Source organism: Hoyosella altamirensis (genome assembly GCF_014191505.1).
GTDB lineage: Bacteria > Actinomycetota > Actinomycetes > Mycobacteriales > Mycobacteriaceae > Hoyosella > Hoyosella altamirensis.
The window spans coordinates 983,396-1,009,215 of the sequence record NZ_JACHWS010000001.1 but is presented as its reverse complement, the minus strand read 5'-3'; the positions used below and the strand labels follow the sequence as shown (position 1 = coordinate 1,009,215).

Sequence of the window (25,820 nt, the reverse complement as noted above, 5' to 3'; positions counted from 1 at the left end):
GGCCGATCACCGCGGCGGGGCCTCACCGCGCCCCGAGACCGGGTGGTGCCCGGCCTTCCTGTACCTTTCGACAGCTCCGTGCGCCTTCCGAGTGCTCACGGCAGCGGAACGGAGTGATGTTCGTGTTCCAGAAGATCCTTGTGGCCAATCGCGGCGAGATCGCCATCCGGGCGTTCCGGGCGGCCGTCGAGCTGGGGGCCCAGACCGTGGCGGTCTTCCCCTATGAGGACCGCAACTCCCTGCACCGGCAGAAAGCCGACGAGGCCTACCAGATCGGCGAACGGGGCCACCCGGTCCGGGCCTACCTGGACGTGGAGGAGATCCTCCGGGTCGCCATCGAAGCCGGGTGTGATGCGATCTACCCGGGCTACGGTTTCCTGTCCGAGAACCCGGAGTTGGCCCGGGCGGCCGCGGCGGCGGGCATCACCTTCGTCGGCCCGGCGGCGGAGATCCTGGAACTGGCCGGCAACAAGGTGCAGGCGCTGCGGGCCGCCAAGCGGGCCGGGATCCCGACCCTGGATTCCTCGGAGCCGTCCTCGGACGTGGAGTACCTGCTGGGCGAGGCCGAGCGGATCGGGTTCCCGGTCTTCGTCAAGGCGGTAGCCGGCGGCGGCGGCCGGGGCATGCGCCGGGTGGAGACCGCCCGGGAACTGCCCGAAGCCCTGGCCGCGGCGATGCGCGAGGCCGACACGGCCTTCGGGGACCGGACCATGTTCGTGGAGCAGGCAGTGTTGCGCCCGCGGCACATCGAGGTCCAGGTCCTGGCCGATGCCACCGGCGAGGTAGTGCACCTGTTCGAACGGGACTGTTCGGTGCAGCGCCGGCACCAGAAGGTCGTGGAGATCGCCCCGGCCCCGAACCTGGATGAGGAGATCCGTCAGGCCCTGCACACCGACGCGGTGCGCTTCGCCCGTGAGCTGGGCTACGTCAACGCCGGCACGGTCGAGTTCCTCGTGGACACCGCCGGGGACCGTGCCGGTCAGCACGTGTTCATCGAGATGAACCCCCGCATCCAGGTCGAGCACACGGTCACCGAGGAGATCACCGACGTCGACCTCGTGGCCTCCCAGCTGCGCATCGCCGCGGGCCAGACCCTGGATGAGCTCGGGATCCGGCAGGAGGACCTGCGGATCCGGGGCGCGGCGATGCAGTGCCGGATCACCACGGAGGACCCGGCCAACGGGTTCCGCCCCGATGTGGGTCGGATCTCCGCCTACCGTTCGGCCGGCGGGGCCGGGGTGCGCCTGGACAGCGGCACCGTGTACGCGGGCGCACAGATCTCCCCGCACTTCGACTCGATGCTGGTCAAGCTCATCTGCCGCGGCCGGGACTACGCCACCGCCGTGCGCCGAGCCCGGCGCGCCCTGGCCGAGTTCCGCATCCGCGGGGTGGCCACCAACATCCAGTTCCTCCAGGCAGTGCTGGCCGACCCACAGTTCCTGGCCGGGGACGTGGCCACCGACTTCATCGAGTCCCGCCCCGAGCTGCTCCAGGCCCGGGTCTCCGCCGACCGGGCCACCAAGCTCCTGACCTGGCTGGCCGAAGCCACGGTTAACCAGCCCCACGGCCCTCGGGTCGAGGGCATCGACCCGCGCACGAAGCTGCCCCATTACCCCGGGGACAAACAGGACGAGCCGATGCGCTCCCCCTTCGACGGGCCCTCCGGGCACACTCCGCCGACGGGGTGGCGCCAGGTCCTCCAGGACACCGGTCCCGTCGGTTTCGCCCGGGCGTTGCGTGCACAGCAGGCGGTGGCCGTGACCTCCACGACGTTCCGGGATGCCCACCAGTCCCTGCTGGCCACCCGGGTGCGCACCCGGGACCTGCTGGCCGCCGCCCCGGCCTACGCCCACACCCTGCCCCAGCTGCTCTCGGTCGAGGCCTGGGGCGGGGCGACCTACGACGTCGCGCTGCGGTTCCTGGGTGAGGACCCTTGGGACCGGCTGGCGCGCCTGCGCGAGGCGATGCCGAACATCCCCATCCAGATGCTGCTGCGCGGGCGCAACACGGTCGGCTACACCCCGTACCCGACCGCAGTGACCGACGCCTTCGTCACCGAGGCCGCCTCGACCGGGGTGGACATCTTCCGCATCTTCGACGCCCTCAACGACGTCGAGCAGATGCGCCCGGCGATCGAGGCGGTCCGGGCGACCGGTACCGCGGTGGCCGAAGTGGCCCTGTGCTACACCGGCGACCTCAACAACCCCGCCGAAGACCTCTACACCCTCGACTACTACCTGGACCTGGCCGAGCAGTGCGTCCAGGCCGGCGCCCATATCCTGGCGATCAAGGACATGGCCGGACTGCTGCGCCCGGCCGCGGCCACGAAGCTCGTCACCGCCCTGCGCGCACGGTTCGAGCTGCCCGTGCATCTGCACACCCACGACACCGCCGGTGGGCAGATGGCCACCGTGATGGCCGCCGTGAATGCCGGGGTCGACGCGGTCGATGTCGCCGACGCCTCCATGGCCGGCACTACCTCCCAGGTCTCAGCCTCGGCCCTGGTCGCCGCCCTGGAACACACCGAGAGGGACACCGGGATCCCGCTGGACGCCGTCGCCGCCCTGGAACCCTATTGGGAGGTCATCCGCCGGATGTACGCCCCGTTCGAGTCCGGCCTGTCCGCCCCCACCGGGCGGGTCTACCGGCACGAGATCCCCGGCGGACAGCTATCCAACCTGCGCCAGCAAGCCATCGCCCTGGGCCTGGGCGAACGGTTCGAGGCCATCGAGGACATGTACACCGCCGCCAACGCCATGCTCGGCCGGCTCGTGAAGGTCACCCCGTCCTCCAAGGTCGTCGGCGACCTGGCCCTGCAACTGGTGGGCATGGGCGTGGACCCGGCCCAGTTCGAGGCCGACCCGCAGAGCTTCGACATCCCCGATTCGGTCATCGCCTTCCTCGCCGGGGAACTGGGCACCCCGCCAGGGGGCTGGCCCGAACCCTTCCGTTCCAAGGCGCTCCAGGGCCGCAACGTCAAGGTGGGCGTGACGGAGCTGTCCGCCGAGGACACCGGGGCACTGGCCGCCGACTCAACGACCCGGCGGGCCACCCTGAACCGGTTACTTTTCCCCGGCCCGACCCGGGACTTCGAGACCGGCCAGGCCAAGTACGGAGACCTGTCCGTGCTGCACACCCGCGACTTCCTCTATGGCCTCACCACGGAACACGAACACGTGATCTCCCTGGGCACCGGCGTGCGCCTGCTGGTGAAATTGCAGGCGGTCTCCGAGGCCGATGAGAAGGGCATGCGCACCGTGATGCTCACCCTCAACGGCCAGCCGCGCACCATCGACGTGCGAGACACCCACGCGGCTTCCATCGTGCCCGAGACCGAGAAAGCTGACCCCACCGCCCCCGGCCACGTTGCCGCACCCTTCGCCGGTGCCGTCACCGTCACCGTCACCGAGGGTGACACCATCGAGGCCGGAACCCAGGTCGCCACCATTGAGGCCATGAAGATGGAAGCCGCGATCACCGCACCCGTCGCCGGCACCGTGCAACGCGTCGCCCTTACCGGCGTCACCCAAGTCACCGGTGGAGACCTCCTGCTCGTGCTGCGCACGACCGACTAACAGGCCTCTCCCGGACGGGGCGCCCGTGACTGTCTGAGCGACGGATGAGAGTGGGGCACCGCTGCAGCGCGCTCCGCCAAAAGTGCTCAACCCCGCCTTCCCCGAGCACCGCAGGGTGGTCAGCGGCGTTGGGCCAGCACCTTCTGTCCGGCTTCGCGCAGTTCCCCGGTGGGTGAGACGTGGCGGTAGAGCGTCTGGCGGGTGATGCCGAGCTCCTTGCACAGGGCCCCGACGTTGGTGTCCTTGTTCCCCATGGAGGCCATGGCCAGGCGGATCTTGGCCGGGGTCATCTTGTGGGGCCGGCCGCCGGTGCGGCCCCGGGCGCGGGCCGAGGCCAGGCCGGCCTTGGTGCGTTCGGAGATCAGCTCGCGTTCGAACTCGGCCAGCGCGGCGAAAATCCCGAACACCAACTTGCCCGAGGCGGTGGTGGTGTCGATCGCCGCGCCCTGGCCGGTGAGCACCTTCAGGCCCACACCGCGCTCGGTGAGCTCGTGCACGATGTTGACCAGGTGCCGCAGGTCCCGGCCGAGCCGGTCCAGCTTCCACACCAGTAGGGTGTCCCCGTCCCGCAGCGCCTTCAGGCAAGCGGCCAGGTGGGGGCGGTCGTCGGTCTTGCCGGAAGCCTTGTCCTCGTACAGGGCTTTCAGCTTCACGCCGGCTTCGAGGAGGGCATCGCGTTGTAGGTCGGTGGTCTGGGACCCGTCGGCCTTGGACACCCGCATGTACCCGACGAGCACCGTGCACCTCCACTGTCATTTATTTGTTCGTTTTCGTGACAGAAGATCCGCAGCATCAAGAACTCAGGGAAGATGTCACATAATCCGTCATCTATTCTATGTCTTACAGACGGTGTGGATCATTCATTGGTGACAGGTACTCCAAGGGGATGCCGAGCTTGGTGAAACTGCCCCGTACTTCGCGAACGATGTGGTCGTCCTCGCCGCGGTACATGGTGCAGAAGTTGAAGAGCTGCCGGGCGGTCTCCGGGGTGGTCCGGGCTTCTTCGACGGTGGCGTCCAGGGAGTCCTTGATCTCCTGCCAGCGCAGAGCAGTGGGGTCCATCGTCTGGTGAGGGCGGCCGGGGTCGCGGGTCATATTCGGTGGCGGGAGGAACAGTGCGGCTTCGTGTCCGAGGCCGGCGAGGACCCGAGTCTCCAGTAGGTGGATCGCGGTGGCAGCGGCTTCCAGGGACTGGGTTTGCTGCTGGTCGGTGAGGTGCTCGTACGGACGCCACGGGTGCTGGCCGGCGCGGACCGGGTGGCCAGCGCGTTCCCACACCTCGCGGGTCAGTCGCCCGTAGGTACCGCATTCGGTCAGGGTCGCGCCGAGCTCATCGAGCAGGGTCCTGAGCAGCCGGAACCAGATGCCGGCGTGCACGCGATGCCGGGGCAGGGCGACGTGACCGGTGGTGAGGGCCTGCCAGGTCCGTTCGTCCATCCGCCGGATCGCTGCGTTGACCGGCCGCGGTGCGGGCCCGCCCAGGGAGGTGTGCCAGATGTCGTGGTACCCGACCGGGCCGTTGTAGCGCTCCAGTCGGCAATGGTGGACGGGGCAGGAGAGCATCAGCGGCACCAACCACGTCAGCTGGTAGGGGCAGGGCGGACTGGATTCCATCGTGCAGAGAGGACAGGCCCGGTGTTGCCAGCCGGCATCCGTGGGCGCCCAGGGGCGCCAGTGATCCACGGCGCGGTCCCGTCGCCTGCCCGGGGGCAGCAGCACCGTCAGTTGGCGGGTGTAGGTGGTGTAGGCCTGTGCCGCGGGCTGGAGTTGGTCCAGCAGCCACGGGGTCTGCCCGTTCAGGGTCATGGCCCGGATGGTGTCGGTAGCTGCCCCGGTCCGGGCCGCCAGGTGGTCGATGAACCCTTCCGGGGGGACCGTGTCGAGGTCCTCGGGGCAAGAGAGGCAGTATCCGAGGTCGAGGACGAGGTCCTGGACCTCGGCCCCGTGGCGGTGGGCGATCCGGCGCAGCCAGGAGGTGAGTGCCTCACCGGGGACGGGCGCCGGATGCACCGGCCACCGGGTCACAGCAGCTCGCGTTCGAAGACCCGTCGGCGCTCGGTCGGCCCCAAGTAGTCGGCCATTGTCAGCGTCCGGTGATTGATTTCTTCCAAACCGGACTCGACGGCGGCCACCGCGGCCGTGGTGAGCAGGTGGGCCAGTTCCCCGATGGTGCCCTCGCTGCGGGCCAGCAGGTAGCGGGCCATGTCCTCGGTGTCGATCACCGAGGGCCGGCGCAGGGGGAAGGCTGCGGCGAAACTGGCCAGCAGGGATCTGGCCTGGTCGTCGGCCTCCCACAATGGGAGCACGAAGGGCTCGAACCGGTTCTCCAACTGGTCATCCGAGCGCACAGCCAGATAGGCCTCACGGGTGCCGACCCCGACCAGCGGGATGCGCAGCTCGTTGCCCAGAAACCGCAGCAGGTTCAGGAACTCCCGCCGGGAGTCCCCGCGGCCGGCCAGCACGTTGTGCAGCTCATCGACGACCAGCATCCGCGCCCCCACCTCACGCAGCAACGACAAGGCAAGGTGTTCGAGTTCGACGACGCGCGGGCGGGGCCGCAAGGGCGCCCCGAGGGCGGCCAGGATCGCGGTATAGAACCGCAGAGGTGAGGGCTCCGAGGGCATCTGCACGCACACCACCGGGATCTGCTCCCGGTCCGGTTCGGAGGTGGGCGGATGCTGGCGGCGGAAGCGTTCGATGATCATCGACTTGCCATTGTTCGTCGGCCCGACCAGCAGCAGATCCGGCATCCGCTGCTTCGGCGGCCAGCCGAGCAGGGTCTCCAGACGCTCGACGGCCTGGACGGCCTTGGGGTAGCCGATCCAGCGGTCGGCCCGGATCAGCTGGACCCGCTCGGCGGCCGGTAACCGCGCCACCGGCTGCGCGGCCGGGTGCAAGTGCGACAGATCCAGCGGCTCGTCCTCCTCGGCGTTCACCATTGCTCGATCTCCTCAAACCGGGCCACCGGCCGTCCCACCGTTTCCAGGTCCGTCGGCGGAACAGGGGGTGCCAACGCCGGCGTCGGCGGCGTGGTGGTTCCGGCGTGGGTGCGGCGTTGCCTCTGGCGGCGGGTGCGCTTGGTGGCCTTCTGGGCGGTCTCGGCGATGGTGCGCATCTGCTCGATCATCCGGAACAGGCCCGCCTCGTCCACCTGGCTGGCACCCCGCTCGCGCAGCCGGGCCAGGGCCTGGCGGTGTTCCCACACACTGACCGCCGGGTTCGACAACGCCCGGTACGGGACCTCGAGGTACCCGGCGCCCTCGGGGTCCAGCACCCAGATCCGACTGATATCACGCGGATCCCGACGAATCAGAAACCGCTCCAGCCGATCACGGCGGGCGATCCAGGGCTTGAGCGCGTTGGCGAAGTAGTGGACATGGTCGATCACGAACCCGGTACGGGTGAGCCTGCGGCGGAACACGGGCAGGAAGTCCACCAGGAACGCGCTCGGGTTCGCCGTCGTCGCCGGAGGACCAGTGCTCGCCACTGCCTCGGCCCACCGGCCGGCCGGGGTCTGACCCAGCGTGGAATGCACCGTGCCGTGATACGTGGCCACCGCCAACACCAACCACCGTTCCAGTTCCGCCACCGTCAGCGCGGCCATCTTCTCGGCGTCGTACGCTCCCCGCTCCACCGGGTTCGAGAACGTCGTGCCCGGCAATTCGTGGACCTGTTCCATGACCGTGCCGATGATCCGCTCCACGATCCCCCCGTAATGCGGCCGGCCCAGCGGGCGGTAGTCCACGGCGATGCCGTGCTGCTCACAGCCACGCTTGAGCGCCTCGCTCTTGAACTCCCGGGCATTGTCCACGTACAAGGCCTTGGGCTTGCCGCTCATCGGCCAGTCCGCATCCACACCCAGTTGCTCCAGCCAGGGCCGCTTATCCCTGGCCGCATGGGCCAGGCACAATCCGACCGACACCGCCGAGGGCGGTTCCAAGGTCACGACCATCCCGACCAGGCACCGGCTGAACTCGTCAATGGCCACCGTCAGGTACGGACGTCCGATCGGCTGTCGCTCACGGTCATCGACCACGATCAGATCGATGACCGTGTGATCGATCTGCACCCGGTCCAGGATCGTCTCGACCACTGGCACCTCGTCCCCGGCCGACTGCAACGGTCGGACGCTCTCGGGCCCGGCCCGTCGTCGGCCGACCTCGACCGGATTCAGCCGGGCGATCCGCGCGGCCACCGTATTCCGCGCCGGGGCCGGCAGACCCCGCGCCGCACAGGCCCGCACGATCTCCCGGTGCAGCGAGGCGATGCTGCGCTTCTGCCGCGTCAGGTACCGCTGCCGCACCAACTCACGGATGACCTGCTCCACGGGTTCCGCCAGGCGGGCCCCGCCCTTGCCACCGTCCGAGCGCCGGGGCACAAGATCGGTGACCAGACCCGAGCCCTGCCGGTACCGCTTCATTAGCACGTACACACGACGCCGTGAAATCCCCAGCTGCATAGCGGCTTCGTCCACGGCAGCCAAGCTCACCGGATCGCGCTCGGCCAGGCGACCGATCACCTGGGACCGCAATCGAGCCTGCTCCCACTCGGGCTCAGGCACCGCCAGCAAGCCCGAGGCAGCTATCTCGTTCTGGTCATCCTCCACGCCTGTCTCCTAGAGAACAGGACTACTGAGCAGACGCGACCCTAGTGCACAGGACTCCTGAACAACCAGAGTTCAGAACCCGACGACACTACCCCCGGGATCACGGGCCTGAGAGTGCAGTCGACTTCTGAAACTGACACTCTCGATAAGTAGCGGTGGTGTCCGGTGAGGGTTCCCCTTACGGGCATGCGATCTGGGCTGACGCCTGTGACCGAGTGTTCAGTGCGCGCTGTATAGTTCAGTTCATGCTGACTATTGCTTCGCGTCTCGACGTGATGAACCGCCTGGGTCGTGCACTGGCCGACCCCACTCGATCCCGGATCATCTTGACCCTGCTCGACCATCCCGCTTACCCGGCGGAACTGGCCCGAGATCTGGACCTGACACGCCCGAACGTGTCCAACCACCTGGCATGCCTGCGCGATTGCGGGATCGTCGTCTCCGAGCCCGAGGGTCGTCGGACACGATATGAGATCGCCGATTCGCACCTGGCGCAGGCGCTGACGGCACTGGTCGATGCCACCCTGGCAGTGGACGAAGACGCCCCGTGCATCGATCCCGCCTGCTCGCTTCCCGGATGCGACGCAGCTGGGGAGGGCGCATGATCCTCACCTCGGTCTTGCAGGCGATGGGCCTGTTCGCAGCGACCAACATCGACGACATCATCGTGCTCTCCCTCTTCTTCGCGCGAGGGGCAGGCCAGCGCGGCACTACCGCCCGCATTCTGGCCGGCCAGTACCTCGGATTCGCCGGCATCCTCGGTGCCGCGGTCCTGGTGACCATCGGTGCCGGAGCATTCCTGCCCTCGGCAGCCATCCCGTACTTCGGTCTCATCCCTCTGGGCCTCGGCCTCTGGGCCGCATGGCAGGCCTGGCGCGGAGACGATGACGACGATGACGACGAGGCCAAGGTTGCCGGCAAGAAGGTCGGCGTGTGGACAGTCGCAGGCGTCACCCTTGCCAACGGCGGCGACAACATCGGCGTCTACACCCCTGTCTTCCTCAGCGTGGAACCTCTCGCAGTAGTCGCCTACTGCATCGTCTTCCTCGCGCTCGTCGCGGTCCTGGTGGCCCTGGCAAAGTTCGTCGCCACCCGCCCCCCGATCGCCGAAGTGCTCGAACGCTGGGAGCACATCCTCTTCCCCATCGTTCTCATCGGCCTCGGCATCGTGATCCTCGTCAGCGGCGGAGCCTTCGGACTCTGACGTAGCGGCAGCGATCCAAACGGCCCCGACCGGGCGCACCCATCTCGGTTCAGACCGCGACACCTACCTGCAGCCAGTCCTGCGTGATCGCGGCAACAAGACCGCCACGGAGCGCTGCAAAAACCCCGCCACCAAGCGAACGAAGCCACATGCGAGGTGCGGTGTCATAACGATCCCGGGTGTGGCCAGCAGTCGCGAACCGACGGGAATCGGCTCTTCGGGAAACACGTCGAACGCTGCCCCGAAAAGGTGGCCGCTCTCCAGCGCGTCACATACAGCGTCGTAATCGAGCAGCCCCCCGCGCGCACAGTTGACGATGATGCTTCCGCTCGGCATCGCGGCGATCTCTTTCGTCCCGATCATTCCCGCATTGTCTTTGGTGAGCCGGGCATGCAGCGAGACAACCTGCGACCGGTTCAGCAGCTCATCGAGACCAACAAGCTCATCAACATCAGTCACAGCATCGGCCCGTATGTACGGGTCGTACACCAGCACCGTCGCACCGAAGCCCTTGAGGATACGGGCGACGCGCTTGCCGATGGCCCCGTAACCGACAAGCCCGACGCAGGAGCCTTCCAGCTCTACACCAACCTGGTCGTACTGGTAGTAGTCGCCGCGCCACACACCGCCCATCAGCTCGCTGTGAGTATTCGGAATGCGCCGGGCAGCTGCCATCATCATGGCGACAGTGTGCTCAGACGTCGCGACCGCGTTCCGTCCCGGCGCGCAAGTAACTGTTACGCCATGACGGGCGGCAGCTTCGATGTTCGCGTTTACCGGTCCGCCACGGCCCACCGCGAACAGTTCCAGATCGGGACACGCCGCGAGGATCCGTTCGGTGAGCGGCGCCATTTGGGTGACACAGATACGGACATCTTGCAGCGCCTCTATCATCTGTTCCTCGCTGCCGGACGCTTCGTCCACTTCTGCGATTCGTCCGAACGGTTCTACTGGCCACTGCAGTTCCAGCGTCGAGACGTCGATGTCGTTGCCGAGTTCCTGGTGCAGGGCGTCCGCTAGCAGGTCAGTGCGGACGAACTGGTCACCGGCGGCGAGAATGCGGACAGTCATGGGGTCATGTCCTTTCCAGGGTCGTATGCAGGGAAGTCGATGGGGGTGTTGTATTCGATCAGGGCAGCGTGTCCTGTTCCGTTCCAGCGGATCGTGGTGACACCACAGTTGCGCACTACGGGGAACATGTCGCGGTAGTGGCGCAGCGGGATGCCGAGCAGGTGACAGAGCACGAGGCGCTTCACTGTGCCGTGGCCGACCACAAGGACACGATCTGAAGGGTGCTTGTGGACAATGTCTTTCAGACAGTCGACCGCCCGTTCCGTTGCGTGGCGCGGATCTTCGCTGTCAGGAAGGTGCCCAGCGACGGGGTCCTGCTCGAAGGCGCGGCGGGCGTCTGGAAACTGCGTGAGCATTTCGCTGCTTGTTAGCCCTTCACCGGCACCAAAGTCGAGTTCGGCGAGCCGCTTATCCACGGATGCGGTCAGGCCGGTGGCCCGCTCGCAGGGTGCCGCGGTGTTGCGCGCCCGCTCCAGCGGCGACACCCAGATCGCGTCCAGGTGCGCTTGCTTGGCCCAGCTCGCCAGCTGGTCAGCTTGTTGGCGACCGCGTTCTGTCAGCGCGATATCGGTGCTTCCGGTGTAGCGGTTGTCGGCATGCCAGACGGTTTCTCCGTGCCGAACTAAAGTCAGGTCAGTCACCGGTTTCTCCTATTCTGCGCGTGGCGGGCGACCGAGTCCGGCAGCCAGCCCCGCTTGTGTAACTCGGCGATCAGCGTCAGATACGTGTCGTCGTGCAACGTCGCCTGATCGCCGCGGGGATCGAATGTGGTTGTTCGGCGCTCGATTCCGTTCGCAGCGTCGGCCAGCGATCCGGTTCCGGCTCGGGCGAGAATCGCCATTCCCGTCGCGGCATCGGCATGTTCGGGCACGACGATGGTTCGCTGTAAAACGTCGGCGCGCAATTGATTCCAATAGCTGCTTCGCGCACCGCCACCGGTGACGCTGAGCGTGCCGTGTGTCGGCGCGCCGAGCAGGTCGAGATAGTCGAAGCACAGCCGTTCCACGTACGCGACACCGCGCAGGAGTGACGCGTAATAGTCGATGTCGTCGGCGACTTCGCCGATGGTGAAACGCCGCAGTTCGGGCGCGACGAACGGGAACCGCTCCCCCTGCGACACAACTGGATACGTGAATGCCCGGCCGTCGCGTTCTGCTGCTTTAGCGCTCAGCGCGTCGAGGTCTGCGCCTGGAAATTCGGCGGACAGGACACCTGCGCCCGCACTGGACGCCCCGCCTGGCAGCCAGTTGCCGTCGGGCGCGCGGTGGCTGTAGACGACGCCGAGCGGATCACGAATTCGCTGTTCCGTCACGCCTTTCAGCACCAGGGTTGTGCCGAGAACCGCGTTCCACGAGCCCACGCCCACGGTGCCGGAACCGAGCAGCGCCGCGCAGCCATCCGTCATACCAGCTTTGACGGGCGTTCCCGCGGGGATGCCCGTGGCGTCGGCAGCGGCCGTCCCGACCACACCGAGTTCGGTACCGGGCCGCACCACGTCCGGAAGTACGGAAACGGGTAGTCCGAGCGTGTCAATCAGGTCTACGGGCCACCGTTCGTGTTCGAGGTCGTATCCGGTTTTCAGCGCGTGACTCGAGTCCGCCGCCGTTGCCCTTCCCACGAGGAGGCTGGTGAGGTAATCGGCCTGATGCTGCAGCACGGCGCCCTCAGGCAGATCACCATGGCGGTAGAGCCACAGCAGTTTCGGCAGTGCCCAGGAGGCTTGCGGCCGGTAACCGAGCGACCGCCACAGATCGTCGCCCGCTTCCTGAACCCTCACTGACTCATCGGTCGCGCGAGCGTCGTCGTACATCAGTCCAGGCGTCACAGGTTTCCCGGCGCGGTCCGTCATGACGATCGACCCTGACGTGGCGTCGAGCGCGACGCCACGTACGGTGACATCCGACTGTGCTAGTGCCGCCCTGCTAGCGGTTGCGAGCGCTTCCCACCATGATTCCGGTTCTTGTTCATGCCGATCTCCGCTTCGGTTACTCGTCAGCGGATGTGCACCGGAGCCCGCGATGCGGCCTTCCGCTGTCATTGCGATACACCGCACACTCTGAGTACCGACGTCGATGCCGAGCCAGACTTCGTCAGACATGAGTTACTCCCTCCGGCGTGCCCTTCGACTGGGCCTGAATTTCCCAGCCTTGCCGTGCCACGTCACGGAGTTGCCGGAATTCGGCGTACAGCTGCGTGTAGAACGCGGCGTGGGCCGGGTCCGGGTCACAACTCGTGTGTGTGCGCACGTACCTGACCGCCGCGGCTTCCAGATCGGGTACCGCACCCGTTGCGACAAGCCCCGCCAGGAATGCACCTTTCGCACCGGCTTCGCTGTCCGCGGACCGCACCACCCGCACACCCACGACGTCAGCAATGAGCTGGCACCACAGCATGTTTGCCGCTCCTCCACCGCAAACTCGGAGTTCTTCGGTGCGTGCACCGGACGCTTCGAGGCAATCCCGGATCACCAGCGTCAGGCCTTCGAGCACGGCCCGGGCGATGTCTGCGCGACCGTGTTCGAGACTCAGCCCCCAGAACGTGCCCCGCGCATGCGTGTCGAGGAAGGGTGCTCGCTCCCCCGCTGGGGATAAATACGGGAGGAACACCAGCCCCCGCGCACCGGGCACCGACTGCTCTGAGAGTGTCACCAGGTCGCGCGGGTGCGAAACGCTGAGCAGTTCCGCCGCCCACACCAGAACTTCTGCCCCCGCGAGAGTCGGGAACGCACGCAGCACTTTTGCTTTCGAGTCGAGTGCGATGGTGAGACCGGCGGGTTCTCCAGTGGTGTCAACCGTGTCCCGGACCACTTCGGTGCAGAGGGTCGTCCCGAGAATCGTGCAAGCCTGCCCGGGTGACGTCGCGCCCGCACCGATCGAGGTCGACACGATGTCATAAGGAGCGAGGACAATGGGCAGTCCCTCTGGAAGGCCGAGCTCCGCGGCTGCCTGCGGGCTGAGCTTTCCGGCGCGCTGCTCATCTGAACGGACATCAGGCATCAATGGTTCGGCCCACTCCAATCCGAACATCGACCTGATCTCCGGCGCGTAGGTTCGTGAGCGAAGATCGAGGAACGGAGCCGACGCATCGGACTCGTCGACGACGCATTGGCCCGTGAAGCGAAGGAACAGCCATCCTCCCGCGTAAAGCGACACCGCGGAGCGTTCAAGGCGCCCCGGGTCATGGTTGGCAAGCCACGTGAGGATCGCGTTCGGCAGGCCGGGGAACGTCAGCGAGCCGTTGAATCGGAAGGCCTTCTCGAGCAGACCTTCATCACGCCAAGTGTCGACTATGTCAGCGGCGCGCCCGTCGGACCAGAGGATCGCGGGACCTGTAGGTGCGCCATCCTCATCGACAAGCCAACAACCGTCGCCTTGCGCGGTGATCGAAAGGAACTGGACAGGCGTGTCCGCCTGAGGGAGGACGCTGCGGATCGTGAACAGCACCGCGTTCCACACCGCCATCATGTCTTGCTCGGCCCATCCTGGCTGGGGACGCTGAACCTCGGTGGCCTGCCGCGACACGGTAATTTCGTCACCGTTGTCGCCGAACAGCACCGTCTTGATCATGGACGTGCCGACGTCTACAGCAAGGGCAGTCATCGTGGCGCCTCGGTCTTCGCTGCCGCGTGGACCTGGACTGCCGAGGGTGGCGTGGGTTCCCTGCCGGCGAAACGCTCAAGTACGAGTGGCAGTCCGGTGAGCGAGCTGATCACCGCGTCTGGTTCCGAAAGCTGACGTTCGGTCGGAGCGGGCGGAGCTTCACCGCGCAGCATCCACACTGCCCGCATACCGAGTGACTGTGCGGGCCGGATGTCCGCATCCAGCCTGTTGCCGACATAGACGGTGCGGTCAGCTGGGATGCCCGCCTCGAGCAACGCGTGCTGGAAGATCCGGCGATCCGGCTTTACGGCACCTACCTGGTCGGCGAGCGTGGTGACGGTGAACAATTCCCTGAGCCCATCACGTTCTAGAGCGTCAAGCACATTTTCTCGCGAGTTCGCGATGATGCCGAGCGTGTATTGCTGAGCGAGGGCCGAAAGGACTGGCAGCACATCGGAGTACAGCGAGGACTGCGGATACTCCCAGTGTGCCCGTGCCCGTTCGTCGAGTTCAGTGCGACGCCCGCCCACGAATCGCTCAGCGATGGTGGTGCGCAGCGAGCCTTTCGCGTATTGCCGGTGGGCGTCGTACACGGCCCAGAAGTCGGCATCAGTGACGTCAGGGTTCAGTTCGTGTACCGCTGTGAGCAGCGCCTGCGCGAAACAGTCGTCGTCGTAAATGGTGCCCCCGATGTCGAAGAAGATCGCGTCGACACGATCTTCAGGGCTGGGCTTGCGCAGCATGATCGGGTGGCCGAGGACGCTGCCGCCGGCCATAGCTGCCAGGTGGCCCACCGGGCTGCCGTTGGTTTCCGGGCGTTCTGCTGTCTCGCCCGGCAGTTTGAGGAACAGCACCAGGATCGCGCTGAAGACGTACATGCCCGCGAAGATAATCATGACGCCCTGGACTCCGAGCGGTCCGAGGAAGATCCCGGCGATCGCAGGACCGACCATCACGCTGGCGCCCGCGCCGAGGTTCAGCGCCGCCATCGCCTGCCCCTTGTGTTGCGGCGCGAGTGACGGCATCAGGGCAGATAGGGGCACGTACCCGGCCAGCGTCGCCCCGTACAGTCCAGCGACGAGCAGTGCGAGCGCATAGTTGGCGCCAGCCGCGACGGGCACGTAGTAGAGCAGCAGGATGCTGACGGCGGATCCGATGCCGCCGAACCAGCACACGGTAGTGCGCCAGCCGACCTTGTCACCGACGACGCCGAAGATCAGGTTGAACACAATGTTCACCGCGAACATCACGGTGAGCAGACGCAGCCACTCACTGAGCGTGAATCCGATTGTCTCCGTGAAGAACGTCGGCATGAACACGAGGAAACCGAATTGCGGTGCGGTGTTGATGGTCCGGACGATCGCGCCCGCGCCGATCCGCGGATTTCGCCACAGGATGGACACACTGCCCAGCAGCGTTTTGACTGGATGCTCGCCTTCCGGAGCGAGGCGATGATAACCGGTGCGTTCTTTGACAGCGAGTAGCGCGAGCAATCCACCGAGAATGATCAATATCAGTGCGAACCAGAGAGTTTCATATTCCCCAACGAGGGGGATCATCCCCGCAGCGACCAGCGCACCCAGCGTCGGAAGTCCACCGGTAAACGCGAACCAGAACCATCCGACCGCGGTGCCGAGGCGCCGCTGCGGTGTGGCTGCGGCGATCCATACCAGGAAGCCATAGGCGAAAAGCGGGTAGCCAAATCCGCGCAAGCCAAACGCGAAGAGGATGAGCGTAAAGTTCATCGTCGGAATCGCGATCGCGAGCAGGAGGACTTGCAGCGCAGCCCAGATCCCGAGACCAAGCCACATAACCTTGCGTGGCCCCCATAGATCTGAGAGCGCACCTGATAGCCACGCAGCGATACCGACGGTGACTCCGTACAAGGTCCACATCAGCGCGACCTGTTCGCCGGACAGGCCCCGGTCCATCATGAATGGCGACAAGTAGCCCGCTTCGACACCGTCACCGATCATGAAAATCAATAAGCCAACGTAGCCCCACAGCAGAGCTCGCGGCATGCCGAACCGGTCTGCCCACGACCGCCGGGGCTCGGTGCCCGAGTGTGGGAGACCTAATGAAGTCGTCATGTCTCTCTCCATTCCTTGCCTCCATTCGGTGGATTGTCCGAGGTGGAGGAGCTACTGATAGGAGACATCTATGACTGTGACCCAGACAACAAAATTGGGGAAGCCAACGTGATGTTCGCTTCCCCATATGTGAATAATTTGCTGAAAAGCCGCTTAACACGGCACTTGCCGTGCGCTGCGATGTGATGTTGGCGTTAAGATAACAGGGTCTGCACAGGAGCTGAAATGACCGGAATCGAGCCCAGCACGACGCAGGAGGAACGGCGAAACCGCATTCGCGAACGCGTCACCAGTGACGGGTTCGCCCGCGCCCGGGAGTTCGCCGACGAATTCAGCGTCAGCCTCATGACAATCCACCGTGACCTCGACGTCTTGCAGGCTCAAGGCTGGTTGCGGAAAGTGCGCGGCGGGGCCACATCCGTGCCTTCCGCGGTGTTTCACGGCAACGTGAACCAGCGGATGGCAGCGAAGTCCGGCATCAAACAGGCGCTCGCGAAAGCTGCGCTGGAACTCGTCGTACCGGGTCAGACCATCATGATCGACGAGAGCACGACCTGCCTGCACCTGGCGCAGCACCTGCCTGACCGGACGCCACTGACACTGATCACGAACTTTCAGCCGCTCATCGCAATGCACGCCGCCACGCCGGGGATCACTCTGATCGCACTCGGTGGCGAGTATTTCCCGGCTTACGAAGCATTCCTCGGCCTGTACACGGCTGAAGGTGTCGCCAAGGTTCGCGCGGACACCCTTTTCATGTCGACGACCGCTATTTCACGCGGGCGGTGCTATCACCAATCGCAGGAAACGGTGCAGGTCAAAAGAGGCATGCTCCAGGCATCATCACGGCGGATTCTGCTGGTCGATCACACCAAGTTCCGCCGCGAAGGACTCTACGCGCTCACACCACTCAACGAGTTCGACCTCGTCATCTCAGATGACGGACTGCCGATGGCAGAACAGCGCGCCATCAGAGACACAGGCGTCGAACTAAGGATTGTGAAGGTGCATTAGGTTTTCAGGCCGCCCAGGGTTCTTGCGCAGCCACCCAGCCAGGGCTCTTACGGACCTCAGATCGCGTGAGGCGGTCGCGGAGTGACGGCTTCTTCACCCAGTCCAGTTCGCCGGCCAGAATGTATTTCCCGGCACCGCCATTCAGCACGGTGAAGTGGGGCAGGCCAGAGGGATAGACGCTGTGCGGACCATACACCGGGATCTCGCGTCCTTGATGGTGGCCGAGGTACGCGCCCCGAGGCGCCGAGCGAGGGTCCAAGCGTCCTGGACCAGCCGAAAGAACTGTGCACATGACAGACCCTCCTTTCAGGCACATTTGTGAACTACTTACTTAAGCAACGATCTGCCTGCGAGGGGTGTTCCCAGAAGGGCTAGTGTTTCCGATCACCGCCCGAGCGCACCGCGATGCGTCACGCGCTCACGCGGGCTGCCGCGCGGCCCATACTGCGCACGGTGAGTATCTGACTTGCATATCCCACCTGGCCATCCTCGTCGTGAAGGGTTGTTGTCGTGGTCCCCTGTCCCCCGGTTCCGAAAACGACTGTCGTGTCGAGGCCCACCCACTTTCCGTGTGGCTGCCGGAACAGATGGATCGTCAGATCGAGGTTAGGGAACATCCATTCACGCGGTGATTGCCGTACGGCGACCCCGTTGGCTGTGTCTACGAGCCCGACGAAATGAGCCAGGGCGCTCGCTGGTTCGTTACCCACAAGCGCGACGTCGCTACTCACCCATGCGGTGGTGCGGCCCGGTTGCGGCGGGGCAGCTGTCCGCACATCCAGAGAGGAGATATAGCCACCGGGCCACAGTTGGGTCATATCCCATGAGTCCATGGCCTCGGGCGGCACGAGCTGTGGCTGCACGCCACCGGCCACCGCGCTGGTGTCCGCGACCGACAGTCGCCACAAGCGCGCACGGACAGCGTGGCGCCCGCCGGCAGTGACTGTCGCCTCGAGCAGTTCGATGGTCTTTCCGGGCCGAATGACGTCGACATGAATGTCGAAGTCCTCAATGCTCAGCACGCCGAGAATGTCGACGCTGATTCGCGTGATCGCCAGGTTGTCCGGTTCACGCTTGGCGATGAACCGTTCCACCTCGTGGATCATCACTCCGATGACCGGGCTGATGTGCTGCTCCGTCGGTGACCATGCACCGCCGGTCCGCTCTGTCGGCCGGTAACGATGCTCGTCGATCCGAGTGAAATAGCAGTCGGTGTCGTCATGCACACAAACGACGTTACGACTCTGTGGGTGGTTTTTCAACCCTAGAGTCGACTAAACGTCCTATTGGTTGAATTGTGGTATTTTCTGCGCAGATCCGTTCGCGAGTGAGGAGCACAGCCGTGGAAACCGTGGAGACTGGGGAAGCACCGACCCGGCTCTCCCGGCGCCGTGAGCGCCGCAAGGCCGAAATCGTGCGTGTCGCGATCTCCCTGCTGGCAACCAGCGGTTACCAAGGGATGGGGCTAGACGATGTGGCCGACGGCGCCGATATCGCGAAACCAACTCTCTACCACTACTTTTCCAGCAAGGACGAACTGGTTTCCGCAGCGCTGGAGACGCTGTCAAACAATGTCTTGGACCGACTGACAGCCGTACTCGAGGACGCTCCCGGAGAGGCACACCGAGACCGCCTGCACGCGCTGGTCAACGAACAAATTCGGATAATGACGGAAGAGTATCCCGAGGTCGGCACGATTTTTGCGTGGCAGACATCCTGGCCAGAAATGCATGACGAAGCCCGGAAGTCGATGCGCCGCAGACACGATGCGATATTCCGTCAGGTCGTCACCGCGGGAGTCGAGTCAGGTGAACTCGATTGCGCGAACATCGACGTCGCTCTGCAGTGTTTGCACGGCATCATCAACAATGCGTCGATCTGGCTCTCGCAAATGAAAGACCCCGGGCGGGCGCTCGCCGCACAGCGGGACCTCGTCACCGCGGTCATGCGGATCTTCACCCCCGAGCGCTCCTGATCCGCCGCAGCGCTCAGTTGAACGTGAAAGTTACTCCGGTCAATTCCTCGCTCATGCCCCACAAATCCGCAGCGAGCTGCTTATTCTGCGCCACTCGAGAAATCTTCGCCGGGCCTGGCTTGCCGCGCGTCTCCATCAGCGCACGAGGGCCGGTATAACTACCGGCGCCGCCTTTGTTCGCCGCGTAGAGCGTGGGAAGCGCCCCAGCCTTCGCGGACTGACTCACTGCCCGGGCGCCGAGGGGCGCGAGCTTGCGCAGAACGGGGTTGCTGCCGAGCCCGTCATCACTGCCGTACAGGCCTGTCGCTGAGAAACCCGGGTGAGCGGCATTGCTGACAAGTGGCGAACCGGCTGCGCGCGCACGCCGGTCCAATTCAAGCGCGAACATCAAGTTAGCGAGCTTAGACCGTGCGTATGCGCGGTGTGGATCGTAACTCCGGACCTCCTGCGGATCCTCGAAGTCCAGCTGCCGTCGCTGACGGTGCGCGAGCGACGACACCGTCACCACGCGGGGCTCAGCGGCTTCGAGCAGCCGGGGCAGCAGTAGCGCCGTCAGCGCGAAATGGCCGAGGTGATTTGTCCCGAACTGCAATTCGAATCCATCTGCGGTTTCGAGACGGCGCGGGGGCATCATGACACCTGCATTGTTGATCAGGAGGTCAAGGGAACCTGACTGGCTGTCTGCGAATTCGCGCACCGAAGCGAGACTCGCGAGATCCAGTTTCGCGGATTCGACATCCGCATTCGGGATCTCAGCCCGAATCTCGTCGGCGGCTGCAGCGGCCTTCTGCTCGTTCCGGCACGCGAGTACAACGCTATCTCCTGCGCGCGCAAGTTCGACCGCTGTGAAATAGCCGATCCCTGAGTTCGCGCCCGTGACGACGGCCTTGCGCCGCTGCGTGCCAGTCATGGGCCCACCCTAACACCGGGGTCAGGGGCGGGGCCTGCGCGTGCTTCCGTGCGGAGGAGCCCCACCAGGAGGAACGTCACCCCGGGGTGCGGTGCCACGGGGCGTATTCGGCGTTCGCGGATCGGCGCCCGCGTCAGGATCGAGTTTCGCCGCTCGCTCGAACTCCTTGTTGACTTTCTCGCGTTCGCCACTCAAGTCAGACCTCTGCTCCGCGGCACGATGCTGCATCTGCTCGGCCTCCGCGGCTTTCGCCTCAGCCCGGGCCTTCGTTTCGCGCGCTCGCGCTGCAGACGCCTCCGCCTCCGCTTCTCGTTCAGCAACCTCGTGCTGGTGAGCAACGGCCTTCTGCCGCATTTCCTGAGCCTTTCGCCGCCGGTGTTCGGTCCGGCCGCGCATAACCATGACGATGATCGCAGCAACTACGAGAACTGCGACGACGATGATAACGATAGTGACGATCGTTGTGGTGTCCATTGTGGTTTCCTCACCTCGCGTGGCGTTGCACGGTGGTGCCGCTATATCGGCCCGCGTATCGCGCCTAACTTGATGTGGATACCCGTAAAGACGTCCTTCATACCCCTAACGGAACGCAAATATTTGGGTAATTCGTGCATTCTTCCTGTCAGACAGAGAATTCCAACAAATGGAATCCGGGCTTCGCGGACCCCTCCATTCCATTAGAGTTCCTTTGTGGCTCCCTCGAACGCTCCCGACGAACTACCCGCTGACCAGGAGCAACTGCTGGATCAGTTCAGGCAGCGTTTGGAGACGATGACGCCGTCCGAGCTTCACGAGGCGCTCGGCTCGATTCTCGTGGCCGGACCGGCAGCCTCTGACCGCCACGCAGCAGCACGTCCCGACAACCGGCTCCCCCGGCGCGAGGACGTCGTGACGTTCGTAGTGCGAGTCGAAATCAACGGAGCCGAACCTCCCCTGTGGCGACGCCTCGAGCTGGCGTCGGATCTCCTCCTCAACGAAGTTCACGACGTGCTGCAAGTCGCTTTCGGCTGGCAAGATCGTCATTTGCACCGCTTCTCAAGCGGCGGCGGCCCCTTCGACAGTGGCGGCGAACTTTACCTCTGCCCCTTCGACGCGGATGCGGGTGAAGACGAAGGCGTGCCCGAAGAAGAGGTCCGCCTCGACGAGGTCCTTTCCGAACCCGGAGACGTCCTTCATTACGTCTACGACTACGGCGACAACTGGATGCACTCACTGAAGCTGGAAAAGGTGCAGCCGCGCAGCGGCGCAGAACCGGCCGCCTGGTGCACGGGCGGGCGACGTCCAGGGCCGCCCGAAGACTGCGGCGGTGTGCAGGCGTATGAGCGCGCCGTTCAGAACCTCCACCACCCCCAGCCCGTTCATACGCTGATTCCATTCCGCGCCCGAGATATCAACAAAGCCCTCCGAGCGATGTTCGCCGATGTGGAAATGCCACCGTTCGTGCAACAGTTCACTGACTCACTGCCGAACACCTGCAAGCGTCCCGTTCTACGGCTGATTTCGGGCGCGAACCTCACCGCCGACCCCGTGATCACGGCGGAGAAAGCCGCCCCCATGGTGTCCAGCTATGCCTGGCTGCTGCAGCGCGCGGAGGGCGACGGCATCAAACTCACCAATGCCGGATATCTGCCACCCAAGCTGGTTCAGGAGGGGATTCAGGCGCTCGAGCTCGATCCCGCGATCTTCAAAGTGAATCGGGAAGTCAGTGTTGGCCCGCTGCTCCGGCTGCGCGCATCAGCGCAAAACAAAGGGTTGCTGCGAACGAAGAAAGGGACGCTGGTCCTCACGAAGCTCGGCCGTCACCTGGCACACGACCCGCTGGCACTGTGGCACCACCTCGCGAAAACAGCCCCCGTCATCGCGGCGGACCCATGCGAGTCGCACGCGTTAATACTGCTGCTGCTGACTATCGCCGGTTTCGCCGATGATTCGGCACTCCACCCGACGGCAGAATTGATGACAGAAATCGGGTGGCGCATGGATGACGAGCCACTCGACGCGATCGACGTGCTGGATTTGACGCAGCCGCTGTACCACGACCTGTGCCTGGTCGGCGCATTATCGCGGGAAGGCTGGGAGCTGGACCATATCACCCCAGGCGGCGTCCAGTTCGCGCGTGCCGCGCTCCAGCGGCCCGTCTAACGCGGCCGGTGAATGTTACGAAACAGCTACTGCCGCAACGCAGCCGCTCCAGCCAACGTACGCTCCTGGGGAACATCCCCTCTCGGTAAAGGACAATCCATGCCCCCGTTCTCCGTTCTCGACTTCTCCACGCTCGGCGAAGACCAGCTCGGCATGCCCCGAGAAGAAATTTTCGACTCAATCTTCGGCATCATGTATGCGCTCATCGAGATGCTCGGCCTCAGCGGAGGCACGTTCCTGGGGCTTTAGCTGTTACAGCACCCCGTAACCGATGATCCCCGAGTGGCCCATGCCGACGTTACGCGCGGCGACCTCTCCGCGAATGAACTCGTTGCCGCCGACGGTGGTCAAGGCCCCATCGTCGTTGCGGACGACAATGCTGGTGTGCTGGGTGAACTTGCTGCCTGGCGCATACAGGACCACATCACCCGCCTTCGGCTCGTAACCTGAGTCGCGCGACTCGAAGCGGCCTTCTGCCCGGTACTACTCCTCCAGCGTGTACACGCCAGGGATTCGCCACCACCCGGAGTTCGGATTCTCCAGCGGCATCCCTGCTTCGCGCATCACCCAGCTCACGAAGTTCGCGCACCAAGCCTCGTCCGCGCCTTCCGAGTACTTCTCCCCCGGCGGATTCTCTGCGAACTCCGTGCGAAGCACCTCGATCACCGCAGCCTGCCGTTCATCGAGTTCGGTGACCTCGACATCGGGGAACGATCGGGGGCCCACCATGTTCCACAGGTCAAAGTAGGCGGCGACCACCCAGACCAGGCCGACGATGAACACGAGAGATGCGACCAGGAGCATTGCGACACGGTGGCGGCGCGGACGACGTGCAGCATGTTCACCCTGATTCTCTGGCATCGTCTGCACACCGCAAGTTTAGCTGCGTGCCCGCCTGTGGTTAGTAACCTGAGACCACCCCACCTTCGAAGGAGGCCGTCACATGTATGCCGTGGTGCGAGTCAATCATTTCGACACCGAGAAACTCACCGCCCACTCGACCGATGTCGCGGAATTCGACCGGATCCACGCCGAGCAGCCTGGGTTCATCGGCAGCCTCATCGTTGATCTCGGTGACGGTAAACAAGCCACCGTCAATCTGTGGGATAAGGAAGAAAGCGCAAAAACCGCGCTGCCGCGGATCGGTCCGGTGGTCGGACAACTGCTCAATCCACTCATGGCGGCGCCCTCAGAACTACTCGGCACCGGGCCCGTCATCAAGGGCGCTGACCTCGTCGAGAGCTGACTTACCTCGTGTCCCGAAAGGACTCGACAACCGTCACCTCGCTCGGGCTTCCCCCGCCCGGCAGCCCAGGCATGCCGTAGCCGGGCCATTCGCCGCCCGTCGCGACAAGCCACGCTCCCAGCGCGGTGCCCGCGAATACCCCGGCTACGATGCTCACGCTTCGCAGCCGCCGCCAAGTTATCCCGTACAAACGCATAACTAGAACTGACGCATCGAATTGCGCTGTGGTTCCATCGGCGGACACCGCGTCGTGTGCACAAGCTCGCAGAAATCTGTGACGCGGACCGCGAGTTTGTGCACACGACGCGAAGTCAGATTGGAGCGCCGGCCGCTCGCAGAGTGCTGATGATCTGGTTCAGCAATGCTTCCGGCTCACGGGTCAGCTCGCTGAGCACACGGATTGTCCTCCAGCCCGCCTGCATGTAAGCGTTCGCACGCAGCGCGTCCCGCCGCGCCTGCACCGGATCAGTGAAATGATGCGCACCCTCATATTCGAGTGCGACTTTCCACTGCGGCCACGCCAGATCAGCGCGCCCAATGAACCTGCCCGCACGATCACGGACCACATACTGTGCAACTGGGCGGGGCAGTCCAGCACCGAGAACCAGCAGCCTCAACTGCGTCTCGCGCGGCGACTCCGCACCGGCATCTGACAACACAATCACACGTCGCAGCTTCCGGATCCCTTTGTAACCCGGCCGCATGGCAGCCGATTCACGCAGGCTATCTGGGGAAATCCCAGTGGCCTGGTACAGCGCATCCGTCAAGGTGACCGCGTCCGTTTCAGGAAGCCGGCGCGCGAGATCGAAAGCGGTCCGTGCGGGAGTTGTCAGTCGCATGCCGCTGCGTACTGCAACGTCGTGTGGCGACACGACGTCCCTGTGCGCCACGAGGTTGTGCACCCGGACGACCCGTTTGACAACGATCTCCGCGGGCGCCTCGACCGGAAGCCATTTGACCCGCCAAATCGCGGCGGCCGAAATACCCGAGAGGATGCAGTTCCCATCCGACCACACCCACGCCGCCTGCGCTTTCACTGCGGGAGTCACCGGCACCGATCTGTCGACATACACGCCGTCGAGCAATCGCCGGTACTTCCGGCCCGCGGCGTAGTGCGGAATGGCGCGACGGGCAGGCTTGAATGGCGAGCGAGTCTCGAAATCTGTCACGCATGGTTGGACGCACGAGAGGCCGAGACGGACTCGCGGTCGTGTGGACAAACTCGCAAAAAATCTGCAAGCGGACCGCGAGTTTGTGCACACGACGCGAAGTCAGTCGTCGTTCCGTCTGGTCAGCCATTGGCGGAACCGGCCTGGGGCCCCGCTCGCGGCGTGCGTGGTCGACTTGATCGCCTCGATCGCCTCGCGGACGGCAGCTTTGACCGCCGCCGTGACGACGGAGCCAGTGAGGACGTCGCGCGCAACCATCCCCGCCACCGGTCGCACACCGCTGCGCACCACATCGGCAACTGCATGTGCTGCCGCCTCGCTCAAAAGCAGCTCGATTTCGGCGCGGGACTTGCCGTTCGCTTCGATGACGTCACCGATGGTGACCAGCACGGCGTTGCTCATCGCGACGGGGATGTCGACGATAACGTCGCCTGTCACCTTCCGGACAATTTCACCGCGAGCCTTCTCCGCGGCCCGCCCCAGGATTGGCGCGACGACAATCGCCGCGGCCCGCCTCGCGGTCAGGGAAACAGCTTTGACGAAGAACCGCTGCGCACCGGTAGTCACCGGGTTGCCAGTGGCGAATGTTACTGCATCAGTAATACTCTCGTGTCCTCCGCCCACGGCGGTGGCACCGTGGAGCGCGCCAGCTTTGGCGACTTCGAACGCCGCATTTACGCCCGCTTCGACGAGCATTGGGATCGCCACGTCCACTGCAGCGTCGAGCGCGGCGTCGACAACCACGCTGAGGGCCGCGTGGGTTGCGTCATTGACGAGCGCGGCACCTATTGTTTCCTTCGCCGCCCTATCGACGCGCCGCGTAACAGGACTCGCTGCCGCAAGCCCGGCCACGTCTCGCACCACCCTGCCCATCGGCGTCCCTGACGCGAAGTAGGTGGCCTTCGTGGCCGCGCGGCCCACCGGACTCGCGACGGTGATTGCCGATGCTCGCACCGAGGCAGAGAAAACAGGACTGTCGATCACCATGCTCGCGACTTCTTCAGCGATGCTCGACGCGGTTGCGGTTACTGCGTCGGCTGCGGCGTTCTCGGCAGCTTGGCGGACCGGTTCAAAAGCTTTGTCAATTGCGCGGGATGCAGCCTCACGGCCGAACGCGTGCGGGTCGGGCGCCGGCTCGGCTTTCTTGCGCCTCACCGGGCTGGCTCCGTGCCACAAGGCCGCGCGACGCTCGGTGCTTGGCATTTCGGCCTGCCGGTCT

Annotated in this window: 26 protein-coding genes; 8 read left to right on the top strand and 18 right to left on the bottom strand. The window is 65.1% G+C overall.

Translation table 11 applies throughout. The features are described from left to right. Positions 1 to 122 precede the first annotated feature (122 nt). Positions 123 to 3,575 (top strand): pyruvate carboxylase, encoded by a 3,453-nt coding sequence (locus FHU29_RS04855; protein ID WP_064441791.1) that lies wholly within the window; start codon positions 123 to 125, stop codon positions 3,573 to 3,575. A gap of 119 nt (positions 3,576 to 3,694) precedes the next feature. Here the strand turns inward: FHU29_RS04855 and FHU29_RS04850 are convergent, their stop codons facing one another. The 4 genes from FHU29_RS04850 to FHU29_RS04835 all read right to left on the bottom strand — a co-directional run bounded on the left by FHU29_RS04850 (position 3,695) and on the right by FHU29_RS04835 (position 8,181). After that, positions 3,695 to 4,297, bottom strand: coding sequence for a recombinase family protein (locus tag FHU29_RS04850; RefSeq protein WP_221194830.1), 603 nt, complete (start codon positions 4,295 to 4,297; stop codon positions 3,695 to 3,697). 118 nt (positions 4,298 to 4,415) lie between these two features. Beyond that, positions 4,416 to 5,585 (bottom strand): TniQ family protein, encoded by a 1,170-nt coding sequence (locus tag FHU29_RS04845; protein WP_232323043.1) that lies wholly within the window; start codon positions 5,583 to 5,585, stop codon positions 4,416 to 4,418. An 11-nt stretch (positions 5,586 to 5,596) separates the two neighbouring features. Beyond that, positions 5,597 to 6,514 (bottom strand): TniB family NTP-binding protein, encoded by a 918-nt coding sequence (locus tag FHU29_RS04840; protein ID WP_064441654.1) that lies wholly within the window; start codon positions 6,512 to 6,514, stop codon positions 5,597 to 5,599. Then, positions 6,508 to 8,181, bottom strand: coding sequence for a Mu transposase C-terminal domain-containing protein (locus FHU29_RS04835; RefSeq protein ID WP_064441652.1), 1,674 nt, complete (start codon positions 8,179 to 8,181; stop codon positions 6,508 to 6,510). Before FHU29_RS04835 ends, FHU29_RS04840 begins: the two co-directional genes overlap by 7 nt. Positions 8,182 to 8,426: 245 nt before the next feature. Here FHU29_RS04835 and cmtR point away from each other — a divergent pair, with 245 nt between their 5' ends. Together cmtR and FHU29_RS04825 are read left to right on the top strand one after the other, a co-directional pair. Continuing rightward, positions 8,427 to 8,786, top strand: a complete 360-nt coding sequence (gene cmtR, locus FHU29_RS04830; protein ID WP_006590980.1) for a Cd(II)/Pb(II)-sensing metalloregulatory transcriptional regulator CmtR — start codon at positions 8,427 to 8,429, stop codon at positions 8,784 to 8,786. Further along, positions 8,783 to 9,385, top strand: coding sequence for a cadmium resistance transporter (locus tag FHU29_RS04825; RefSeq protein WP_016997609.1), 603 nt, complete (start codon positions 8,783 to 8,785; stop codon positions 9,383 to 9,385). Before cmtR ends, FHU29_RS04825 begins: the two co-directional genes overlap by 4 nt. Before the next feature lie 63 nt (positions 9,386 to 9,448). Here FHU29_RS04825 and FHU29_RS04820 read toward each other — a convergent pair whose 3' ends face one another. The 5 genes from FHU29_RS04820 to FHU29_RS04800 are packed head-to-tail and all read right to left on the bottom strand — an operon-like array spanning position 9,449 to position 16,145. After that, the gene (locus FHU29_RS04820) at positions 9,449 to 10,456 is read right to left on the bottom strand and encodes a 2-hydroxyacid dehydrogenase (RefSeq protein WP_074390910.1); all 1,008 of its coding nucleotides are present in this window, start codon (positions 10,454 to 10,456) and stop codon (positions 9,449 to 9,451) included. Next, a complete protein-coding gene (locus FHU29_RS04815; protein WP_064441650.1) occupies positions 10,453 to 11,097 on the bottom strand; it encodes a histidine phosphatase family protein in 645 nt (214 codons plus the stop codon). Before FHU29_RS04815 ends, FHU29_RS04820 begins: the two co-directional genes overlap by 4 nt. Next, a complete protein-coding gene (locus FHU29_RS04810; protein ID WP_064441648.1) occupies positions 11,094 to 12,554 on the bottom strand; it encodes an FGGY-family carbohydrate kinase in 1,461 nt (486 codons plus the stop codon). The genes FHU29_RS04815 and FHU29_RS04810 overlap by 4 nt, the downstream gene beginning before the upstream one ends. Next, complete coding sequence (locus FHU29_RS04805; RefSeq protein WP_064441646.1) at positions 12,547 to 14,055, bottom strand: FGGY-family carbohydrate kinase; 1,509 nt, start codon at positions 14,053 to 14,055, stop codon at positions 12,547 to 12,549. The genes FHU29_RS04810 and FHU29_RS04805 overlap by 8 nt, the downstream gene beginning before the upstream one ends. Next, a complete protein-coding gene (locus FHU29_RS04800; RefSeq protein ID WP_064441644.1) occupies positions 14,052 to 16,145 on the bottom strand; it encodes an RbtT/DalT/CsbX family MFS transporter in 2,094 nt (697 codons plus the stop codon). Before FHU29_RS04800 ends, FHU29_RS04805 begins: the two co-directional genes overlap by 4 nt. Before the next feature lie 225 nt (positions 16,146 to 16,370). Between FHU29_RS04800 and FHU29_RS04795 the strand changes: the two genes are divergently transcribed. Continuing rightward, the gene (locus FHU29_RS04795) at positions 16,371 to 17,159 is read left to right on the top strand and encodes a DeoR/GlpR family DNA-binding transcription regulator (protein WP_064441642.1); all 789 of its coding nucleotides are present in this window, start codon (positions 16,371 to 16,373) and stop codon (positions 17,157 to 17,159) included. Positions 17,160 to 17,163: 4 nt separating this feature from the next. Here FHU29_RS04795 and FHU29_RS04790 read toward each other — a convergent pair whose 3' ends face one another. Next, a complete protein-coding gene (locus tag FHU29_RS04790; RefSeq protein WP_064441640.1) occupies positions 17,164 to 17,451 on the bottom strand; it encodes a hypothetical protein in 288 nt (95 codons plus the stop codon). A gap of 118 nt (positions 17,452 to 17,569) precedes the next feature. Beyond that, complete coding sequence (locus FHU29_RS04785) at positions 17,570 to 18,385, bottom strand: thioesterase family protein (RefSeq protein ID WP_064441638.1); 816 nt, start codon at positions 18,383 to 18,385, stop codon at positions 17,570 to 17,572. 116 nt (positions 18,386 to 18,501) lie between these two features. Here FHU29_RS04785 and FHU29_RS23620 point away from each other — a divergent pair, with 116 nt between their 5' ends. Next, on the top strand, positions 18,502 to 19,134 hold the full coding sequence (locus tag FHU29_RS23620) for a TetR/AcrR family transcriptional regulator (protein ID WP_064441636.1): 633 nt from the start codon (positions 18,502 to 18,504) through the stop codon (positions 19,132 to 19,134). Positions 19,135 to 19,147: 13 nt separating this feature from the next. Here the strand turns inward: FHU29_RS23620 and FHU29_RS04775 are convergent, their stop codons facing one another. Both FHU29_RS04775 and FHU29_RS04770 read right to left on the bottom strand, forming a co-directional pair. After that, positions 19,148 to 20,044: an oxidoreductase gene (locus tag FHU29_RS04775; RefSeq protein WP_064441635.1), complete on the bottom strand. Its 897-nt coding sequence runs from the start codon at positions 20,042 to 20,044 to the stop codon at positions 19,148 to 19,150. Between the two features lie 21 nt (positions 20,045 to 20,065). After that, positions 20,066 to 20,518: a hypothetical protein gene (locus FHU29_RS04770; protein WP_064441633.1), complete on the bottom strand. Its 453-nt coding sequence runs from the start codon at positions 20,516 to 20,518 to the stop codon at positions 20,066 to 20,068. A gap of 216 nt (positions 20,519 to 20,734) precedes the next feature. Between FHU29_RS04770 and FHU29_RS04765 the strand changes: the two genes are divergently transcribed. After that, on the top strand, positions 20,735 to 22,186 hold the full coding sequence (locus FHU29_RS04765; protein WP_064441631.1) for a plasmid pRiA4b ORF-3 family protein: 1,452 nt from the start codon (positions 20,735 to 20,737) through the stop codon (positions 22,184 to 22,186). 99 nt (positions 22,187 to 22,285) lie between these two features. Next, positions 22,286 to 22,435, top strand: coding sequence for a hypothetical protein (locus tag FHU29_RS04760; protein ID WP_157095305.1), 150 nt, complete (start codon positions 22,286 to 22,288; stop codon positions 22,433 to 22,435). Between the two features lie 3 nt (positions 22,436 to 22,438). Here FHU29_RS04760 and FHU29_RS23615 read toward each other — a convergent pair whose 3' ends face one another. Then, positions 22,439 to 22,609 (bottom strand): hypothetical protein, encoded by a 171-nt coding sequence (locus tag FHU29_RS23615; protein ID WP_232323040.1) that lies wholly within the window; start codon positions 22,607 to 22,609, stop codon positions 22,439 to 22,441. 60 nt (positions 22,610 to 22,669) lie between these two features. Further along, positions 22,670 to 23,056 (bottom strand): hypothetical protein, encoded by a 387-nt coding sequence (locus tag FHU29_RS23030; RefSeq protein ID WP_232323039.1) that lies wholly within the window; start codon positions 23,054 to 23,056, stop codon positions 22,670 to 22,672. A 73-nt stretch (positions 23,057 to 23,129) separates the two neighbouring features. Between FHU29_RS23030 and FHU29_RS04750 the strand changes: the two genes are divergently transcribed. After that, entirely contained in the window at positions 23,130 to 23,432 is a 303-nt protein-coding gene (locus tag FHU29_RS04750; RefSeq protein WP_064441630.1) for a hypothetical protein, read from the top strand. A 1-nt stretch (position 23,433) separates the two neighbouring features. Here FHU29_RS04750 and FHU29_RS04745 read toward each other — a convergent pair whose 3' ends face one another. The 3 genes from FHU29_RS04745 to FHU29_RS04735 all read right to left on the bottom strand — a co-directional run bounded on the left by FHU29_RS04745 (position 23,434) and on the right by FHU29_RS04735 (position 25,756). Next, complete coding sequence (locus FHU29_RS04745) at positions 23,434 to 23,589, bottom strand: hypothetical protein (protein WP_157095303.1); 156 nt, start codon at positions 23,587 to 23,589, stop codon at positions 23,434 to 23,436. Between the two features lie 154 nt (positions 23,590 to 23,743). Next, entirely contained in the window at positions 23,744 to 24,601 is an 858-nt protein-coding gene (locus tag FHU29_RS23025; RefSeq protein WP_064441628.1) for an endonuclease domain-containing protein, read from the bottom strand. 102 nt (positions 24,602 to 24,703) lie between these two features. After that, complete coding sequence (locus FHU29_RS04735; protein ID WP_064441627.1) at positions 24,704 to 25,756, bottom strand: hypothetical protein; 1,053 nt, start codon at positions 25,754 to 25,756, stop codon at positions 24,704 to 24,706. Between the last annotated feature and the right edge of the window lie 64 nt (positions 25,757 to 25,820).

Excerpts from the sequence above, each read along its gene's own strand:
- FHU29_RS04850 (WP_221194830.1), bottom strand. The coding sequence starts at position 4,297 with ATGCGGGTGTCCAAGGCCGACGGGTCCCAGACCACCGACCTACAACGC.
- FHU29_RS04840 (WP_064441654.1), bottom strand. The coding sequence starts at position 6,514 with ATGGTGAACGCCGAGGAGGACGAGCCGCTGGATCTGTCGCACTTGCAC.
- cmtR (WP_006590980.1), top strand. The coding sequence starts at position 8,427 with ATGCTGACTATTGCTTCGCGTCTCGACGTGATGAACCGCCTGGGTCGT.
- FHU29_RS04825 (WP_016997609.1), top strand. The coding sequence starts at position 8,783 with ATGATCCTCACCTCGGTCTTGCAGGCGATGGGCCTGTTCGCAGCGACC.
- FHU29_RS04820 (WP_074390910.1), bottom strand. The coding sequence starts at position 10,456 with ATGACTGTCCGCATTCTCGCCGCCGGTGACCAGTTCGTCCGCACTGAC.
- FHU29_RS04810 (WP_064441648.1), bottom strand. The coding sequence starts at position 12,554 with ATGTCTGACGAAGTCTGGCTCGGCATCGACGTCGGTACTCAGAGTGTG.
- FHU29_RS04805 (WP_064441646.1), bottom strand. The coding sequence starts at position 14,055 with ATGACTGCCCTTGCTGTAGACGTCGGCACGTCCATGATCAAGACGGTG.
- FHU29_RS04800 (WP_064441644.1), bottom strand. The coding sequence starts at position 16,145 with ATGACGACTTCATTAGGTCTCCCACACTCGGGCACCGAGCCCCGGCGG.
- FHU29_RS04795 (WP_064441642.1), top strand. The coding sequence starts at position 16,371 with ATGACCGGAATCGAGCCCAGCACGACGCAGGAGGAACGGCGAAACCGC.
- FHU29_RS04790 (WP_064441640.1), bottom strand. The coding sequence starts at position 17,451 with ATGTGCACAGTTCTTTCGGCTGGTCCAGGACGCTTGGACCCTCGCTCG.
- FHU29_RS04775 (WP_064441635.1), bottom strand. The coding sequence starts at position 20,044 with ATGACTGGCACGCAGCGGCGCAAGGCCGTCGTCACGGGCGCGAACTCA.
- FHU29_RS04770 (WP_064441633.1), bottom strand. The coding sequence starts at position 20,518 with ATGGACACCACAACGATCGTCACTATCGTTATCATCGTCGTCGCAGTT.
- FHU29_RS04760 (WP_157095305.1), top strand. The coding sequence starts at position 22,286 with ATGCCCCCGTTCTCCGTTCTCGACTTCTCCACGCTCGGCGAAGACCAG.
- FHU29_RS04750 (WP_064441630.1), top strand. The coding sequence starts at position 23,130 with ATGTATGCCGTGGTGCGAGTCAATCATTTCGACACCGAGAAACTCACC.